This window comes from Gordonia sp. SID5947 (assembly GCF_009862785.1).
Lineage (GTDB): Bacteria > Actinomycetota > Actinomycetes > Mycobacteriales > Mycobacteriaceae > Gordonia.
This window is the reverse complement of record NZ_WWHU01000001.1, coordinates 664,807-682,764: the sequence shown is the minus strand read 5'-3', so window position 1 is coordinate 682,764 and position 17,958 is coordinate 664,807. Positions and strand designations below refer to the sequence as shown.

Below are 17,958 nucleotides of genomic sequence, written 5' to 3'. Positions count from 1 at the left end.
ACCGAAGTCTCCGGACAAGAATCCGCGGGCGCCTCCGGCGTGGCCGCAGAATTCCGGAGATGAGCCACTACGCGCGGCCACGGGTGCCGTTCGGGCGATGATCGGATATGTCGCCGCGGGTCCGGCCTCCGACGGTGCAGCGTTGACCGATCGGCTCGGTCTGACATCCCGCCGATCCGCCGCAGGCTCAGCTGAGAGCGATCGCTCCTCCGGTCGGACGAGATGACGTCGATGAACCACCACCGATGTCGCGTCCGATCCAGACGCCCTCGGTGAGCTGCCGGTACTCGTGGATGCTGATCGGCATCCCGGCGAAGTCACGGGAGAAGTCCGCTGTCCACACCGGCTTACGGTCCAGGCGTGACAGGCCTGAGGTGAGCGGACCGCCGGCGTCTCGTCCCCAGATGTAGTCCTTGTAGGCCCAGGGGGCGCCGCCGGGCCCATCCGTGAACGTGAGCGTGTCGCCGAGTTTGTTCTGCAGGGTGGTCATCGTGCGGGCGGCGCCGTAGGGCAGGAGCCGTCCGCCGACCTGGAACGCGGGCAACAGCGCGATCGCCTTACGGCCTGACGGGGCGTCGCCGACCGGGGCCTTGGCGAACAGGTCGAGTATCTGCCGGCTTGTGCACCGATGCTGCAGAGACTCGACAGTGGCCTGCGGATCGTCGTCGTCGACAACGCACTTCCCATCGGGTGCGGACAGCCTGGGAGTCAACGGGTTCGACGGAGCAGCAGTGGCGGGAGCGGCAGCGAAGGCGGAGCCGAGCAGGCCGGCCAGCACGGCCGCGGCCACGACTCCCCGAAGTCGGGTCATGATCACCCCTGCAGTGAACCCGGGTGCGGACGGGATCGCAAACCGGCCATCGGGCCACCACGAGCCCCCAGGTGACGACACTTCTGTCACTCGGGTGACACCGGAAACCCCACACCGGATCTGTTCTCTTGCAACACTGGAGATGTCAACGAGCCGACGACCACAGGACTGCTGATGACGAATGGACGCGCGTCGACACCCACGCCGGCGGCCGGAGAGCTCGATCAACGCAAGATCTGGTCGATCTTCGGCGGGCTCATGCTCGCGATGCTGCTCGCGGCCCTGGATCAGACAATCGTCTCGACCGCACTTCCGACGATCGTCAACGATCTGGGCGGCGCCGAACACCTGACCTGGGTCGTCACGGCATACATGCTGGCGACCACCGCGACGACCCCTCTGTGGGGCAAGCTCGGCGACCTCTACGGCCGACGCTATCTCTTCATCGGGTGCGTCGTGCTCTTCCTCATCGGCTCCGCGCTGTGCGGTACCGCGACGTCCATGGGTGAACTGATCGGCTACCGCGCGCTGCAGGGCGTCGGGGCCGGCGGGCTCATGGTGTTGGCGCAGGCGATCATCGGCGACGTCGTCCCGCCCCGAGAGCGTGGGCGGTATCAAGGCTTCTTCGGCGCCGTGTTCGGCCTGGCCAGCGTCGCAGGTCCGCTGCTCGGCGGCTTCTTCGTCGACAACCTCAGCTGGCGGTGGGTGTTCTACATCAACCTTCCCATCGGCATCGTGGCGCTGATCGCGGTGATCCTCGTCCTGCCATCCACGTCGGCGAATGCGAAGGCCAAGATCGATTACCTGGGAATCTTCCTGCTCGCCCTCATCGCGACCTGCATCGTGCTCGCCACGAGCTTCGGCTCGCTCTGGGGTTGGAGCTCCCCCAAGATCCTCGGTCTCGTCGTCGTGGCGGTCGTCTCGGTCGGCGCTTTCGTCGTCGTCGAGAAGCGCGCTCCGGAACCGGTACTCCCTGTCCGGCTGCTCACCAACCGGGTGTTCGTGATCGCGTCGTCGATCGGGTTCGTGGTCGGTTTCGCGATGTTCGGTGCGATCACCTTCCTCCCGCTGTTCCTGCAGTCGGTGCAGGGCGCGACAGCCACATCGTCGGGGCTACGGATGATCCCGATGATGGCAGGCCTGTTGATCACGTCGATCGCCAGCGGGCAGCTGATCAGCCGCAACGGTCGCTACAAGATCTACCCGATCGTCGGGTGTGCGATCTTCACCGTTGCCCTCTACCTGTTGTCGACCATGGATCGGTCCACGTCCGAACTGCTCACCAGTGTCTATCTGTTCATCCTCGGGGTCGGACTCGGCCTGGTGATGCAGGTTCTGGTGTTGGCCGTGCAGAACGCGGTCGAGTACCGCGACCTCGGAACGGGCACCAGTGGTGCCACCTTCTTCCGCACCATCGGGGCCTCGGTCGGCGTCGCCGTCTTCGGGGCGGTGTTCAACAGCCAACTCGACTCACATCTGACCAGTGGTACCCCACCCGGGGCGTCGGGACGGTGTTCGGCCGAGGTGCTGGAAACATCGACGCTCACGCTGCCGTCGTGTCCGCCTGCCGTGCAGTCGTGGTTCCTGGACGGGTTCACCGATGCCTTCCAGATCGTCTTCCTCGTCGCGGTACCGATCGGCATCCTCGCCTTTGCCCTCTCGTGGTTGTTGCCCGAGGTGGAGCTGCGGACCGTCACGCGCACACCCGAACCCAGCGAGTCGTTCGGCATGCCGTCGGCGCGAACATCTCTGGAGGAACTCCGGCTGCAGGTGTGGCGCACACTGGCACGCGAGGATCGGCTCCGGATCTGGGAGCTCGTCGTGGAGACCGCCGGGAGTCCGTTGTCGCGCGGCGAAGCGTGGATGGTCAGCCGGGTTGCCGAGGAGACCTCCCGCGATTTCTCGGCGATGGTCGAGGCCTCGGACACCCCCCTTCCCCTCGTGAAGCAGACCGCCGAGGACCTGGCGAAGCGCGGCATGGTGACGATCGACCACGAGACGGTGACGATCACACCTGCCGGAACCGCCGAGGCGGATCGACTTCTCGAGGCCCAGCGGGAACGGCTACGTACCTTCGTGGCGGATTATCCGGGCAGCGACGAGGCGGACGTCAACGAGATGCTCGACGAGATCGCCACCCAGGTGCATGATGAAGCGCCGGAGAAGGGTCTGACCGCCCAGGCCGGACACTGACCAAGAAGCCGGTACACAGGCCCCCCACAGACGGCCTGACGCGGCGCAACGCTCACCAGAAACAAGAAGTCCCGGAAACCCTTTGGGTTTCCGGGACCATCAAGTCGGGCTGACAGGATTTGAACCTGCGACCACTTGACCCCCAGTCAAGTGCGCTACCAAACTGCGCCACAGCCCGTTGCCCCGCGAAACGGGGCGTTGATGAGCGTAGCCGACGAGCGTCGGTTCGATCCAATCGCCTGGTCAGGCGCGTCGGACCGATTGCCGCCGGCCGAGTGCTCAGTTCGCGGGCGACCGCTTTTTGTACCAGATCCAGCCGCCGGTCACGATGAGCGCACCGACGATGGAACCGATGATGCCGCTCGCACGGAAGTCGAGGCCGTCACCGGAGAGCAGGCTGATCAGCAGTCCACCGATGAACGAGCCGACCACACCGGCGACGATCGCGAGACCCCAGTCGATACTCCACATGTTCTTGCCGCCGATGATCAGCTGAGCAAGTGCGCCGATGACCATTCCGAACACGATGATTCCCAAGATGAGCACGAGTGGAAGTATGGCATGACTCGTCGGTGAGGCCACACATGGTCACCCGCGTGCCGCGGGACCGTCGTGGTCCCTGTCAACGCTTGCGGCGCTGCTCCCGCTTGTCGCGAACGCGAACGTTCACCCGCACCGGCGACCCGTCGAAGTTGAACTCCTCACGCAGGCGCCGCTCCAGGAACCGGCGGTATCCGGCCTCCAGGAACCCAGTCGTGAACAGGACGAATGTCGGCGGCCGCGTGGCCGCCTGGGTGGCGAACATGACGCGCGGCTGCCGGCCCCGCGCAACGGGGGCGGAGTGGCGGCGATGACCTCTTTCAGCCAGTTGTTGAGGCGGCCGGTGCCGACCCGCTTGTCCCACGACTCGAGCGCTCCCTCGATCGCGGGCACCAGCTTCTGAACCGAACGGCCGGTGCTCGCGGAGATGTTGACGCGGCGCGCCCAGGGCACCCGGGCGAGTTCGCGGTCGATCTCCTTGTCGAGCTGGTAGCGCCGGTCCTCGTCGACGAGATCCCACTTGTTGAAGGCGATGACCAGGGCACGACCACTCTCGATGATCATCGAGAGCACCCGGAGGTCCTGTTCGGTGATCGGTTCGGAGGAATCGATGAGCAGGATCGCGACCTCGGCGGCGTCGAGCGCGGCGCGCGTGCGCAACGATGCGTAGTACTCGTGGCCGCTGGCCGTCCGTACCTTGCGCCGCAGACCGGCCGTATCCACGAACTGCCACGTGGTGCCGTCGATCTCGATCAGTTCGTCGACCGGGTCGACGGTCGTCCCGGCGACGTTGTCGACCACCGACCGATGCGTGCCGGCGAGCTTGTTCAGCAGAGAGCTCTTCCCGACGTTGGGTTTGCCCACGAGTGCGACGCGACGCGGGCCGCCGAGTGCCGGCGCCTCACGAGGGGTCTCCGGGAGCACCTCGAGGATGACGTCGAGGAGATCTCCGGCGCCGCGACCGTGCGCGGCCGAGACCGGGTACGGCTCCCCGAGTCCCAGGGACCACAGCGTGGCCGTCTCGGCCTCGGCCCGCTCGCTGTCGACCTTGTTGGCGGCCAGGATGACCGGCGTCTTGGAACGACGCAGCACCCGCGCGACGGCCTCGTCGGTGGTGGTCGCCCCCACGGTCGCGTCCACCACGAGGACGATCGCGTCGGCGGTGCGCATGGCCTGTTCCGCCTGCGCGGCCACCGCCTGCTGCAAGCCTTTCGCGTCGGGTTCCCAGCCGCCGGTGTCCACCACCGTGAACCGTCGGCCCGACCAGCTCGCGCCATACGAGACGCGGTCGCGGGTGACCCCGGGGATGTCCTCGACCACTGCCTCGCGACGCCCGAGAATGCGGTTGACGAGCGTCGACTTCCCCACGTTCGGACGACCCACGATGGCCAGCACGGGCATCGGGGTGGCGTCGACGGGCTCCCCGTCGAGGTCGAAATCGGCGAGCTGCCAATCGGCTTCGTCCGACCATGTGCCGTCACCCGGCAAGGCCAGTTCATCGCCTGCGCTGATGTTCTGCTCACTCACGACTGCACTCCGATCCGGTCGCGGACCAGGGCGCCGAGTGCGTCGACGACCTGGTCGCGGGTCAGGTCACTGGTGTCGACGATCACCGCGTCGTCGGCGGGCCGCAACGGCGACACCGCGCGGGTGGAGTCGAGGTGGTCACGACGGTTGACGCCGGCCAGCACCTCGGCGAGGTCACTGGGGCGTCCGGCCGCAAGGTTCTGCTGGTGCCGCCGGGCCGCTCGCGCCTCGGGCGTGGCGGTGAGGAAGACCTTGAGGTCGGCGTCCGGGAACACGACGGTCCCGATGTCGCGTCCTTCCACGACGACGAAGGACCCCTGGGCCGCACGGCGTTGGACCGCAACGAGTTTGGTGCGTACCGCCGGTACCGCAGAGACCGCCGACACCGCATCGGTCACCACATCGGTGCGAATCGCGGCCGTCACGTCGGCGCCGTCGAGAAGAGTGGTCGAACCGTCCGCGAGGACGTCCAGACCGATGTCGGCACTGCCGACCACCTCACCGATCGCCTCCGGATCGTCAAGCGCGACACCGGCATTCAGCACAGCGAGAGTTGCAGCCCGATACATCGCACCGGTGTCGAGAAAGTGGGCGCCGACGCGGTCGGCGAGAATTCGCGACACCGTCGACTTGCCGGTGCCGGCAGGACCATCGATGGCGATCACGTGTGTGCCCACGGCATCGTCGTGACTCACAATCCCACCGCCTTGTACAACGCGCCGATCTCGTTCTTCCCGAGCACGCGTAGGCTCCCCGGCCGCTGCTCACCGAGCGCGACCGCGCCGATGTTGGTCCGAACCAGGCTGGTGACCGGGAATCCGACCTCTTCCATCATGCGACGGACGATCCGGTTCCGGCCCTCGTGCAACGTGATGCGCACCAGCGACTGACCCTCGTGTACACCCACCACGGTGAAGCCGTCGACCGCCACCGGGCCGTCCTCGAGCTCGATCCCGTCCTTGAGGGTGCGCCCGAGCGACCGGGGCACCTCCCCGCGGAGTTCGGCCATGTAGGTCTTGGGGACCTCGAACGACGGATGCATGAGCCGGTGGGCGAGCTCGCCGTCGTTGGTCAGCAGCAGCAGGCCTTCGGTGTCGGCGTCGAGCCTGCCCACATGGAAGAGTCGCTGCCCGGCCATCACGCGTTCGGCGACGATGTCGCCGATGCAGGGCCGGCCCTGGTCGTCGGCCATGGTCGACTGCCAACCCTTGGGCTTGTTGAGGGCGAGGTACTGGCGGGTCTCGTCGATGACGACTCGCGCACCATCCACCCGGATCACCGCGGTGTCCGGATTGATCCGCATCCCCTGCTCGGTGACGATCTCTCCGTCGACGTCGACGCGACCGGCAGCGATGAGTTCCTCGGCCCCACGGCGCGATGCCACCCCGGCCGAGGCGAGCACCTTCTGCAACCGCACACCGTCGGCGACGTAGGTGGCGCCCGTTTCTCCCGAATCGTGCGTCGGCGTCTGGTGGCGGGCTGGTTTCGCGTTGTTCAGACGCACCTTGCCCGACGTCACATCTGGCTTCGACGAGCCCTTGCGGTGGGTCTTCTTCGTCGACCGGCCATCGCTCACGGCACTCGCGCCACCGTGCCCTTTGCCGCCCGTCTTGGGTGAGTTCTTGCCTGTTTTCTGGGCGCGCGTGGTCTTCTTGCGCGGGCCCGGTGTGCCGTCTCGGCTAGCGGATGCCATGTCATCAGTCCTGGTCGTCGGGGTTTCGGACGGGCGTCGGAGAGTCCTCCGCGTCCGTTCCGGGTAATTCGTTCTCTATCGAGTCTGACCGGTGACCACCGAGTTTGGCGAATCGTGGGTCCGCCGAGATCTCCTCGTCGAGGTCGTCGATCACGTCGACGTCGGGCAACAGCGGCGCAAGATCGGGCAATTCGGTCAGCGATGCCAGGCCGAGCCGCTCCAGGAACAACTCGGTGGTCGCATAGGTGATGGCCGAGGTCTGGGGGTCGGTGCCGACCTCGTTGATCAGGCCGCGGGCCACCAGGGTGCGGATCACGCCGTCGACGTTGACGCCGCGGATGGCGCTCACCCGCGCGCGCGTGACCGGCTGCCGGTAAGCGATCACCGCGAGGGTTTCGAGCGCGGCACGCGTCAGCTTCGACCGCGCGCCGTCGAGCAACAGGCGCTCGACGTACGGCGCGAACTCCGCACGCGTGTATAACCGCCAACCGTCGCCCGCGTAGCGCAGATCGATACCGCTGCCGGACTCGGTGAGTTCCTCAGCCATGCGCGTGAGCATCGTCCGTACCCGCGCCCGATCCTGATCGACCGCGGTGGCCAGTTCGTCCGTGGTCGCCGGGGTGTCGACCACCAGCAGCACCGCCTCCAGAGCCGACCGTAGCCGGTCGTCGTCGAGGACGATCTCCTCCTCGACCTCGGGTGCGGTCCGCCCGGCATCGAGAGCTGTCGGGGCATCCGGGGATTCCGCGGGTTCCGCCGCGAGATCCGGCTCGTCGGTCATCCGTAGTCCTCCGCCCTGTCGATGTTGACGTCGTCGACGTCACGGTCTCCGGTCCAGTTCACCCGCAACTCCCCCAACGCCTCGGGTTGTTCGAATGTGACCGCCTGCTCGCGGAAGAGTTCCAGCAGTCCGAGGAAACGGCCGATGACTTCGAGACCGGAATCGCAGTCGGCCACCAGCTCGCCGAAGCTCAGCCAGTCGCCCGGCCGCGTGGCGAGCATCTCGGCCAGGCGTCGGGCCTGTTCGGGGACCGACACCTGCGAGGAGTGGAGGTGGTCCAAGCCGACGGTCGGGGTCGGGCGCGGTGTCATCGCCGTCGCGGCGACCTGTGCGAATCCCCGGGCGTCGACTCCGAGCGTCACTTCGGGCAGCAGATCCTCGAATTGCTGTTCCAGCGACACGGCTCGCGGATACCGCTGCAGGGCGGCCGCTTCCAGCTCACCGAACAGCGCTGCGACCTGCTTGTAGGCGCGGTACTGCAGCAGTCGCGCAAACAACAGATCTCTGGCTTCGAGCAATGCCAGGTCGTCCGGATCGTCGATCTCGCCCGACGGCAAGAGGCGCGCGGCCTTGAGGTCGAGCAGCGTCGCCGCGACGACGAGGAACTCGGTGGTCTGCTCCAAGCCCATCTCGGGACCGAGGTCACGTGTGTAGGCGATGAAGTCGTCGGTCACCTCATGCAGCGCGACCTCGGTGACGTCGAGGCGATGCTGACTGATGAGGTTCAGCAGCAGGTCGAACGGCCCCTCGAAGTTCCGCAAGCGGACCTGGAAACCGGTCGGCTTCTCCTCCGGCGCTTCCGGAACCTCCGCCACCGGGATGTCGGACGCCGGGCTGTCGGACACCGTGTCGCCGTCGGTCATGCGTGATGGGAGTTGCGCGCGATGACCTCGCGCGCCAAGGCCCGATAGGCCTTGGCCCCCGCCGACTTCGGGGCCCACGAGGTGATCGGTTCACCCGCGACACTCGTTTCGGGGAACCGCACCGTCCGGCTGATCACGGTGTCGTAGACGGCGTCGCCGAACACTTCGACCACACGCGCCATGACCTCGCGCGAATGCAGCGTCCGCGCGTCGAACATGGTGACCAGGATGCCACCGAGATTCAGACGCGGGTTCAGACGGTCTCGGACCTTGTCGATGGTGTCGGTGAGCAGCGCGAGCCCGCGCAGACTGAAGTACTCGCATTCCATCGGGATGACGACCGTGTCCGAGCAGGCCAACGCGTTGACGGTGAGCAGCCCGAGGGACGGCTGACAGTCGATCAAGACGAAGTCGTACCGATCGAGCACCGGGTGCAGCGCGCGGGCCAGTGACTGCTCGCGACCCACCTCGGTAACCAGCTGTATCTCGGCGGCAGACAGATCGATGTTGCTGGGCAGCAGATCGAGACCGTCGACACGGGTACGCATCAGGACGTCGTCGGTGGCGGCCTGCGGCGGCACCAACAGGTTGTAGACGGTCTGGTCCAGATCGTGATGGGGAACGCCCAGCCCCGCCGACAACGCGCCCTGCGGGTCCAGGTCCACGAGCAGCACCCGCCGACCGTATTCCGCCAGGGCGGCACCGAGATTGATCGTCGACGTGGTCTTGCCCACGCCGCCCTTCTGGTTGCACACGGCCACCACGGTGGCCGGCCCGTGCCGGTCGAGCGCGACCGGTTCCGGGATGTCGCGATACGGCCGACCGGTCGGACCTATCTCGGTTTCGTGTTCGGTGTCCTCGTCGGTGTCGTGTGACGGCGCGACGGAGATCCGGTATTGGTCATCGGCAGCGGACCGCGGGGCCCCCGGGGTGCTCACGTGTCCGCCGCTCCCTTCTCTCGTCTCGACCTCGAACAGGACCCAGCCTAGTGGGTCACCTGGCCGATTCGGCGGAGCATCGCCGACAACCGACCCGGGACCGTTTCCGTGGGCGCTCACCGCGCCCGTGGATGGGCCGTGGCGTAGACCTCACGCATGGTGTTCACGGTCACCAGGGTGTACACCTGCGTGGTGGTCACCGATGCGTGGCCGAGGAGTTCCTGTACCACCCGGACGTCGGCACCACCGTCGAGCAGGTGCGTGGCAAAGCTGTGTCGCAGGGTGTGCGGCGACACCGCCTTGTCCAGCCCGGCTCGTGCAGCGGCGTCGGCCAATACCTGCCACGCGCTCTGCCGCGACAGTCGCCCGCCCCGCGCGTTGAGGAACAGCGCCGGATTCGCGCGACTCACGAGAGCAGGGCGACCGCGCACCAGGTATGCCTCGAGTGCGTCCATCGCCGGACCCCCGACCGGGACGACACGTTCCTTGCCGCCCTTGCCGCACAGTCGGACCGCCCGCGTCGTCGCGTCGACGTCGTCCACGTCGAGCGCGGTCGCCTCGGAGATCCGCGCACCACAGCTGTACAGCAGCTCGAGCAGGGCGCGGTCGCGCAGTGCCCGGGGATGATCGGCCGCGCCCGCCGACTCGAGGATCGCGAGGACCTCGTCGACGGGCAATGACTTCGGGAGACGTCTCGCCGGGCGCGGCGGCCGGACCGCGTGGGCCACATCCTCCGCGACCACACCTTCGGCCGCCGCGAACTTGTGAAAGCCCCGCACCGCCACGAGGGTCCGCGCGATCGAACTGTCGGCCAGGGGTGCCGACCCGGAGTCGGGATCTCCGCGTCGGAGTTGGACGAGGAACTCCCGCACGTCGTTCTCGGTCACCTCGGGGAGTGCACCTATCCCGCGTGATTCCAGGTAGCCCGCATATCGACCGAGGTCCCGACGGTAAGAGCTGACGGTGTTGGCAGCGGCGCCACGCTCGACGGTGAGGTGATCGAGGTAGCGGGTCACCTGCTCCGCCGCACTGTCGGCCGACACCACGGGACCGGTCACCGGCGGTTCCGACGCTCGCGCAGCGCCGTGGGTTCGTCGGTCCACGGGGCAGTCACCGACCTCAGCGAGGTCCCTCGCGCGTCGGCAGCGGCCACCGCGAGGATGCCCGCCACGCTGGTCGCGTTGACGATCTCTCCGGCCAGGGTCAGCGAGACGGCGTCCTCGAGCGCCACCCACTCCACCGACATGTCGGCCTCTTCGTCGTGCCGCTCGGCCGCGTCGAGTCGGTCGAGGCCCTCCGCGAGATAGAGCCGCAGTGCCTCGTCGGTGAAACCGGGCGACAGGTCGAGATCGACCAGAACCGCCCAGTTCTCGGCGGCGAGATCGACCTCCTCGGCGAGTTCGCGCTGTGCTGCCTCGAGCGGGGTCTCGCCGGGGCCGGCGTCGAGCAGGCCCGCCGGCAGCTCGAGCAGCCTCCGGCCGATCGGATGCCGATACTGCCGCACCATGGCAATCCGGCCCTGATCGTCACGTGCAACCACGGCGACCGCACCGAAATGCTCCACGACCTCGCGTTCGGCGACACGTCCGCCAGGCATCTCGACCTCGTCGACCCGTAGCGTGAGGATCGCGCCGTCGTAGACGGTGCGGGTCCCCGTGACGCTGAACGCATGCTGCGCGTCGGCCTCGTCGTCGCTCGGCCGCACGTCAGGGTCCGGCCCGCTCAAGCGCCGCGTTCCTCGGCGCCGTCCACGGGCTCGACCTCTGCCGCAGCAGGGCGGTCATAATCCCCGATGTCCACCGGAAGTCGTTCTGCCGCTTTATATTTCAATGCAGCATCGATGAACGATCGGAACAGCGGATGCGGGCGGGTCGGCCGGCTCTTCAGCTCCGGATGTGCCTGCGTGGCGACCAGGAACGGGTGCACCGACTGCGGATACTCGACGAATTCGACCAGGTGACCGTCGGGCGACGTCCCGGAGAAGACCAGCCCGGAGGCGGCGATCTTGTCCCGGTAGCCGTTGTTGACCTCGAAGCGGTGCCGGTGCCGCTCGGAGACATCGGTCGTCCCGTAGGCCGCCGCGACGACGCTGTCGGGTTTGAGGGTGGCGGGGTATGCACCGAGGCGCATGGTTCCGCCGAGATCTGCCTCGCCGGCCACCGCGTCGGCCTGGTCGGCCATCGTCGAGATGACCGGATAGGGCGTGTCCGGATCGAACTCGGTCGAACTCGCGTCGTCGAGACCGGCGGCACGCGCCGCCTCGATCACCACGCACTGGAGCCCGAGGCACAGTCCCAGTAGAGGGATCCCCCGTTTACGGGCGTAGGCGATCGCGCCGACCTTGCCCTCGATACCGCGAATTCCGAATCCGCCGGGGATCAGCACGGCGTGGACGTCGCCGAGTGCTGCCTGCGCGCCTTCGAGAGTGCCGCAGTCGTCCGACGGCACCCATTTGATCTCGGTGCGGGCCTTCCATGCGAAGCCGCCGGCGCGGATCGCCTCGGTCACCGACAGATACGCGTCGGGGAGGTCGACGTACTTCCCGACCAGAGCGACCGTCACCGTCTCACGCGGGTCGTGGACGCGCTTGAGGAGTTCACCCCATTCCGTCCAGTCCACGTCGCGGAACGGCAGCCCCAGTTTACGGACCACGTAGGCATCGAGCTGCTCGCGGTGCAGGACCTTCGGGATGTCGTAGATCGACGGGGCGTCGGGCGTGGAAATGACGCCTTCGAGCTCGACGTCACACATGAGGGCGATCTTCTTCTTGAGGCCCTCGGGAACCTCCCGATCGCATCGGAGGATGAGGGCGTCGGGCTGGATGCCGACGTTGCGCAGCGCGGCCACCGAGTGCTGGGTCGGCTTGGTCTTCAGCTCGCCGGATGGGGCGAGATACGGAACCAGCGAGACATGCAGGAAGAACACGTTGTCTCGGCCAACGTCGTGGCGGATCTGACGGGCTGCTTCGATGAAGGGCTGCGATTCGATGTCACCGACGGTGCCGCCGATCTCGGTGATCACCACGTCGGGTACCGCGCCGTCTTCTCCTGGCTCACGCATCGCGAGGACACGTGCCTTGAGTTCGTCGGTGATGTGCGGGATCACCTGAACCGTCTCGCCCAGGTACTCACCGCGGCGTTCCTTGGCGATCACCGTCGAATAGACCTGTCCGGTGGTCACATTGGCGGACTGCGAGAGGTTGCGATCCAGGAAGCGCTCGTAATGTCCGACGTCGAGATCGGTCTCGGCGCCGTCCTCGGTGACGAACACCTCTCCGTGCTGGAAGGGGTTCATGGTGCCGGGGTCGACATTGAGATAGGGATCGAGCTTCTGCATCGTGACGCGGAGGCCACGAGAGGTCAGAAGTTGTCCCAGGCTCGATGCGGTCAGTCCCTTGCCAAGGGACGACGCAACACCGCCCGTCACAAAGATGTGTTTGGTGTCGTGCACGTGGCGAAGTGGTCGCAATGCGTCTCCCGTCGGCCGATCCAGGCCAAAAAACCCTGTTTACCTACGGGACTCCAGGGTAACACCTCTGCGCCGGTTCGACGGACGCCACTCCGTGGGGCCCGAACCGCGTCAGGCGGCCGGACCGGACTCGGCACCCACCGTGATCGCCTTGGCACCCGGCCCGGTGCCGTAGGCCCCTGTTCGCCCGTCCGCCTCGTCGGCCAGGGCCAACACGGTGGTGATCCGGCCGGTCTGCTGATCGACGTTGTCGATCGTCGAGACCGCGTTGCCGAGGCCGGGGTCAGAACGCACCACCGCGATCGGTGAGCCACCGGTTGCGGACCCGGTTCGTCCGACCAGTGCACCACCCTGACCGCGCGCCGACATCGAGCCGGCCAGTCGTGCGGTCAGCTGCCCCTGCGCGCCGGCGTCGCTACCCAGTGGATCACCGGTGACCACCACGAGAAGGTCGGCGGGTGAGACCCCGCCGTCGGCGTAGTTGATGAATCCGCCCTCGCGCAGCGCCTGCAGGCCGAGCCGGGTGTCCGCGCCCGACGCCGAGGATTGACCGTCCCGGTGCAGCGTCAGCGCACCGAGCAGGTCGCCCACTCGGCCCCCCGAGTCGGTGAGCTCGGTGCGGAGTGTGGCGCCCGGTGGGATCGTCTGATCGACGATCGTGCGTACCTGCTCCGCATTCTGGTCGCGCACCAGCGAATCGGTCAGCGCGATCTGGCCCGACACCCGGCCGCCGGCCGAAGCGATGGATTCCTTCACGGCGTCCACGTCCGTGTCCGCCGCCGTCGGGGCACTGACGACCAGCACCGATTGCCCCTTCAGGGCCCCGGCAATCAGCCGCGGTCCCATCGCGGCGTCAAAACTGTTGGCCGCGTTGACCTGTTCGTTGAGTTGGTCGCGCTCCTTCTCGAGGTCACCGATGCGATCACGCGAGGTGCCGGTGGCCGAGTTCACCCGGTCCCCGATGAAGCCGGACCCGAGGAACAGACCGACAGCGAGCGCCAGGAAGACCGCGACAAGCGAGATCGCGTGCTGCCTAAGGGAGATCATGAATCACCTGTTCCAAACGTCTCGCGCCCACTCGACAGCATTGTGGTACTGCGCGACGGCCCAATCGCTCACCTCGGGCCCCATGTTCGACAGCATGATCGCTGCGATGACCGCGATCAGCGCGGCGAGGACCACACAGGCGATCGCGGCGCCCGAGACCCGGCTCCGATACAGCGTTGCGACGGCCTTGGCGTCCACCAGTTTCGGGCCCACCTTGAGGCGGGTGAGGAAGGTCGACGGATTGCTCTCGCGACGCGAGCGATCGAAGAAATCATCGAGGGTACCGCCGTAGCCGACCGTCACGATGAGGTCCGCACCGTGGTAGTCGGCGAGCAGCAGCGCGAGGTCGGCCGCAGCTCCGGCCGCGGGGAAGGTCGTCGCGCCTACCCGAGGTCCTGGATCCGTGCGAGACCCTGGGCGTGGCCGTCCGTGTCCGCCGGAAGCACCAGCTGTGCACCGCATTTGAGAGTCGCCGCCTTCATGTCGTCGGGGTCGCCGACGATCACCGCGGGCTTGTAGCCGGCTTTCATCAACGTGTCCGCGCCGGCACCGACGCCGATGAGGACCGGCGAGTACTCCTTGATGAAGGGTTTCAGGGCTCGGAGGTCCGCGCCGCGATCCGCCCCGTCCGCGACGATCACCACGTGCCGAGCCGCCAGGTCGGCGTCGATCTCAGGCACCCCGACCCCGTCGATCAGCAGCGGGGACTCGCTCCGGATGAACTCGATCGTGTTGCCGGAGAAGGCTTCCAGATGGTCGACCAGCCCGGTCTTCGCCTCGATCATCAAGTCCGCGATATCGCGTTCCTCGAGTTGCTGCCCCAACGCGAGACGTCGTTCTCCGACATATAGACGATCGTTGTCGACGCGCAGCTTCGCGCCGTCCTTGACCCGCTTGAAGACTTCGTCGCCGACATCGTCGAGCAGGACGATGCCCGACGCGACGAGCACTTCGGGACCGAGGTTGGGGTACCGGCCGGAGATCGACCTGGACGCGTTGACCACCGCGACGACGTTGGCCTGCACCAGCGCGTCCGCGGTCATCCTGTCCAGGTCGACCTCGTCGAGGATGGCGATGTCGCCTGGGCCCACTCGATCGAGCAACCGGCGAGTGTTCTTGTCGATCCTGGCTATTCCGGAGACACCAGGGAGTTCATCGGTCGTACGGGCAAGCAGGGCAGGCATCTTCATGACGCCCATGATCACCATGACGTCGCGACGGCACGGGGAGGCGCGCCGTAACAACTGCAACTTTTGTCACACGAGTAACAGCAATCGATCGAGTTCTAGGCAGTGTCCCGAGCGGTCTTCTCGCCTTCCGCGGTGGCCAGGAGTTCCTCTGCATGCGCTCGCCCGGTATCCGAATCGCCCAGTCCGGCAAGCATCCGCGCGAGCTCCGCGACGCGTTCGTCCCGGTCGAGCGTGCGGACCGAGCTCGTGTGCTGGCGGCGGCCACGCCCGCCTCCCGAGTTCTTGCCGATCACCAGATGGTTGTCGGCAAACGCGGCCACCTGCGGCAGATGGGTCACGACGATCACCTGATGTGCCCGTGCCAGTCCGGCCAGACGCCGCCCGATCTCGACCGCGGCACGTCCGCCCACACCGGCGTCGACCTCATCGAAGACCATGATCGACCCGCTGGTCGGCTCGGCGAGGACCACCTCGAGCGCCAGCATCACCCGCGACAGTTCACCGCCCGAGGCCGACCGCGCGATCGGCAGCGGAGTCGCGCCCTTGTGCGCCAGCAACGCGAACTCCACCCGATCCGCGCCGGCGCTGCCCGCATGTGCCCGCTGTCCGTCGAGCTCGATCGCCAGCCGATCGTCGTCGGCGGCCGAGTCGACAGAGACGTCCACCGCGAGCATGGTGTCACCCATCGCCAGTCCACCGAGTTCCGCCGACACCTTCGACGACATGGACTTCGCCGCTGCCTTGCGGCGACGGTGAAGGGTTGCGGCGGCGTCGGACACCTTCTGCTCGGCTGCCGCAGCGGCGTTCTCGAGTTCGGTGATGGACTGCTGCGGGTCGTCGATCTCGGCCAGTCGACTCTCGGCCGTGGTCCGCCAGGCGATGACCCCGTCGATGTCGGGTGCGTACTTGCGCACCAGCGCCTTCAGCTCGGCCTGTCGGGTGAGTAGCTTGTCGAGTTCGTCGGCGTCCGCCGGGAGATCTGCCAAAAACGAGGTCAGCTCCTCTCCGACATCGGTGATCACGGTCAGTGCCTCGGAGACCCGCGGCAACAGATCGCGCAGCGACTCATCGGCTGCCGTCTCGAGGATGGTGCGCACCTGCCCGAGTCCCTCGATCACGGACCCGGAGTCACCGGCGACGATCTCGCGCGACTCGGCCCCGGCGGCACGGATGGTCTCCAGATCGGAGAGTCGTCGGATCGTCGCCGCCAACTCGACGTCCTCGCCGGGCTGCGGGTCGACCGCCGCGATCTCATCGACACCGAAGCGCAGACGATCGGCTTCTTGGGCCAGTTCCCGATGGTTGGTCCGACGCGCGTCGAGTTCGTCGAGCACCTCGATCCAGGACTCCCGGGCCGCACGGTAGGTGTCGGTCGCACCTGCGACCGTGGCCCCGGCAAAGGTGTCGAGTGCGGCGCGCTGGTGTTCGGGTTTCAGCAACCGGAGCTGGTCGTTCTGTCCGTGAATGGCCAACAGCTGGTTGGTCAGGCGGCCCATCACACCAACCGGTACCGATCGGCCGCCGAGATGCGCCCGGGACCGCCCGTCGGCGTTGACCGAGCGCACGGCGATCACCGTGCCGTCCTCGTCGACGTCGGCGCCGGACGCCTCCAGGATCTCCTCGACCACCGGGTCGGCGCCCGGCCCCGAGCTCGAGGAATCCCCGTCGACCAATCGGAAGCGTCCCTCGACGGTCGCCTTGCTGTCACCCGAGCGAACCCGCGTGGCATCTGCCCGGGCACCGGAGAGCAGATGCAGGCTCGTGACGATCATCGTCTTTCCCGCGCCGGTCTCACCGGTCAGCACGGTGAATCCGGGGTGAAATCGAGCAGAGGCCCGCTCGATGACCCCAAGGCTTTCGATCGACAGTTCTTCCAGCACGTCTAGGTCTGCCTCCCCCGCCAGCCCGTCACCGGTAGATCGAATTTCGTCACCAATCTGTCGGTGAAGGGATCCGAGTCGATACGTACCCACAGCACCGATCGGTCACTACGAACCACTTCCATACGCGCCCCGGCCGGGACGTCGATACGTCTTCGCCCGTCACACAATGCCACGGCCGACCGCCCACCCTTGTCGATCTCGACCGCGATCCGTGACCGCGGGCTGGTGACCAGCGGGCGCGCGAAAAGTGCATGTGCGTTGCTCGGCACCACCAGCATGGCCTCCAGATCGGGCCACATCACCGGCCCGCCGGCGGAGAACGCGTAGGCGGTGGAACCCGTCGGTGTGGAGACCAGGACGCCGTCGGCGCCGAATGCCGACACCGGACGGCCGTCGACCTCGGTGATGAGCTCGAGCACACCGTTGTTCGTCTTGTTCAGGATGGCGACCTCGTTGAGCGCCCAGCTTCGCACCGGCGGTGTCCCGGGCTGTGCCGGATCGATCACCGTGACGTCGAGGGTCATCCGCGGCTCGACGCGGTAGTCCCGATCGATCAGCTGGCGCATGACCTCGTCGATGCGGTTGGCCTCTGCTTCGGCGAGGAATCCGATACGGCCCAGGTTGATGCCGAGGACGGGGACCTGCGCCGGGTAGGCGAGTTCGGCGGCCCGCAGGAACGTGCCGTCGCCACCGAGGACGATCACCACCTCGCATCCCTCCGCCGAGGCCGGCACCGCCGACGTCACCTCGACGGCGGCCCCGATTCGACGGAGATGATCAGGGTCGACCGGGTGGCTCTCGGGCGCGCTCTGTTCGATGGCCACGTCGATCACGTCGACCGGCTGTTCACGCGCCTTGGTGTCGTGATCGACCACCCGCAGTCTCACCCCGGCCGCTGCGCAATGGCGCGCAATGGCGTCCATCGTCTGCGTGACGACTTCCCGCCCGGTGTGGGCGACCACCAAAAATTCTCGATGACCCGCCCCGTCGGCGGCCGCGTCGATGGCCACAATGGTCCCTTCGT

Annotated in this window: 14 protein-coding genes, 1 tRNA gene and 2 pseudogenes; 1 reads left to right on the top strand and 16 read right to left on the bottom strand. The window is 67.3% G+C overall.

All coding sequences use genetic code 11. The annotated features are described in order from the left end of the window. Positions 1-187: 187 nt before the first annotated feature. On the bottom strand, positions 188-811 hold the full coding sequence (locus tag GTV32_RS03190; RefSeq protein ID WP_237421471.1) for a hypothetical protein: 624 nt from the start codon (positions 809-811) through the stop codon (positions 188-190). 174 nt (positions 812-985) lie between these two features. Here GTV32_RS03190 and GTV32_RS03185 point away from each other — a divergent pair, with 174 nt between their 5' ends. Next, positions 986-3,004: a DHA2 family efflux MFS transporter permease subunit gene (locus GTV32_RS03185; RefSeq protein WP_161058907.1), complete on the top strand. Its 2,019-nt coding sequence runs from the start codon at positions 986-988 to the stop codon at positions 3,002-3,004. A gap of 104 nt (positions 3,005-3,108) precedes the next feature. On the opposite strand, the gene GTV32_RS03180 is transcribed toward GTV32_RS03185, so the two are convergent. The 15 genes and pseudogenes from GTV32_RS03180 to GTV32_RS03110 all read right to left on the bottom strand — a co-directional run bounded on the left by GTV32_RS03180 (position 3,109) and on the right by GTV32_RS03110 (position 17,944). Further along, positions 3,109-3,182: transfer RNA gene (locus tag GTV32_RS03180), tRNA-Pro, on the bottom strand. A gap of 101 nt (positions 3,183-3,283) precedes the next feature. Beyond that, positions 3,284-3,550, bottom strand: coding sequence for a hypothetical protein (locus GTV32_RS03175; RefSeq protein ID WP_161058906.1), 267 nt, complete (start codon positions 3,548-3,550; stop codon positions 3,284-3,286). 76 nt (positions 3,551-3,626) lie between these two features. Then, positions 3,627-5,071, bottom strand: a pseudogene (der, locus tag GTV32_RS03170) (ribosome biogenesis GTPase Der). Beyond that, the gene (gene cmk, locus GTV32_RS03165) at positions 5,068-5,748 is read right to left on the bottom strand and encodes a (d)CMP kinase (RefSeq protein ID WP_161062306.1); all 681 of its coding nucleotides are present in this window, start codon (positions 5,746-5,748) and stop codon (positions 5,068-5,070) included. Before cmk ends, der begins: the two are co-directional and overlap by 4 nt. Positions 5,749-5,762: 14 nt before the next feature. Continuing rightward, on the bottom strand, positions 5,763-6,764 hold the full coding sequence (locus GTV32_RS03160) for a pseudouridine synthase (RefSeq protein ID WP_161058905.1): 1,002 nt from the start codon (positions 6,762-6,764) through the stop codon (positions 5,763-5,765). 4 nt (positions 6,765-6,768) lie between these two features. Then, entirely contained in the window at positions 6,769-7,545 is a 777-nt protein-coding gene (scpB, locus tag GTV32_RS03155; protein WP_161058904.1) for an SMC-Scp complex subunit ScpB, read from the bottom strand. Then, the gene (locus tag GTV32_RS03150; protein WP_161058903.1) at positions 7,542-8,408 is read right to left on the bottom strand and encodes a segregation/condensation protein A; all 867 of its coding nucleotides are present in this window, start codon (positions 8,406-8,408) and stop codon (positions 7,542-7,544) included. The genes scpB and GTV32_RS03150 overlap by 4 nt, the downstream gene beginning before the upstream one ends. Then, the gene (locus GTV32_RS03145; protein WP_161058902.1) at positions 8,405-9,346 is read right to left on the bottom strand and encodes a ParA family protein; all 942 of its coding nucleotides are present in this window, start codon (positions 9,344-9,346) and stop codon (positions 8,405-8,407) included. The genes GTV32_RS03150 and GTV32_RS03145 overlap by 4 nt, the downstream gene beginning before the upstream one ends. Before the next feature lie 116 nt (positions 9,347-9,462). Continuing rightward, the gene (gene xerD, locus GTV32_RS03140; protein ID WP_202421583.1) at positions 9,463-10,404 is read right to left on the bottom strand and encodes a site-specific tyrosine recombinase XerD; all 942 of its coding nucleotides are present in this window, start codon (positions 10,402-10,404) and stop codon (positions 9,463-9,465) included. Beyond that, positions 10,401-11,051: an NUDIX hydrolase gene (locus GTV32_RS03135; RefSeq protein ID WP_343287428.1), complete on the bottom strand. Its 651-nt coding sequence runs from the start codon at positions 11,049-11,051 to the stop codon at positions 10,401-10,403. The genes xerD and GTV32_RS03135 overlap by 4 nt, the downstream gene beginning before the upstream one ends. A 17-nt stretch (positions 11,052-11,068) precedes the next feature. Further along, positions 11,069-12,814 (bottom strand): CTP synthase, encoded by a 1,746-nt coding sequence (locus GTV32_RS03130; protein ID WP_161058901.1) that lies wholly within the window; start codon positions 12,812-12,814, stop codon positions 11,069-11,071. Between the two features lie 111 nt (positions 12,815-12,925). Continuing rightward, entirely contained in the window at positions 12,926-13,861 is a 936-nt protein-coding gene (locus GTV32_RS03125; protein WP_161058900.1) for a copper transporter, read from the bottom strand. Positions 13,862-13,864: 3 nt separating this feature from the next. After that, positions 13,865-15,051 (bottom strand): annotated as a pseudogene (gene steA, locus GTV32_RS03120) (putative cytokinetic ring protein SteA). 95 nt (positions 15,052-15,146) lie between these two features. Then, on the bottom strand, positions 15,147-16,931 hold the full coding sequence (gene recN, locus GTV32_RS03115) for a DNA repair protein RecN (protein ID WP_161058899.1): 1,785 nt from the start codon (positions 16,929-16,931) through the stop codon (positions 15,147-15,149). Between the two features lie 2 nt (positions 16,932-16,933). Further along, positions 16,934-17,944 (bottom strand): NAD kinase, encoded by a 1,011-nt coding sequence (locus GTV32_RS03110; protein ID WP_161058898.1) that lies wholly within the window; start codon positions 17,942-17,944, stop codon positions 16,934-16,936. Positions 17,945-17,958: the final 14 nt, after the last annotated feature.

Excerpts from the sequence above, each read along its gene's own strand:
- GTV32_RS03150 (WP_161058903.1), bottom strand. The coding sequence starts at position 8,408 with ATGACCGACGGCGACACGGTGTCCGACAGCCCGGCGTCCGACATCCCG.
- GTV32_RS03125 (WP_161058900.1), bottom strand. The coding sequence starts at position 13,861 with ATGATCTCCCTTAGGCAGCACGCGATCTCGCTTGTCGCGGTCTTCCTG.
- GTV32_RS03190 (WP_237421471.1), bottom strand. The coding sequence starts at position 811 with ATGACCCGACTTCGGGGAGTCGTGGCCGCGGCCGTGCTGGCCGGCCTG.
- GTV32_RS03160 (WP_161058905.1), bottom strand. The coding sequence starts at position 6,764 with ATGGCATCCGCTAGCCGAGACGGCACACCGGGCCCGCGCAAGAAGACC.
- scpB (WP_161058904.1), bottom strand. The coding sequence starts at position 7,545 with ATGACCGACGAGCCGGATCTCGCGGCGGAACCCGCGGAATCCCCGGAT.
- GTV32_RS03185 (WP_161058907.1), top strand. The coding sequence starts at position 986 with ATGACGAATGGACGCGCGTCGACACCCACGCCGGCGGCCGGAGAGCTC.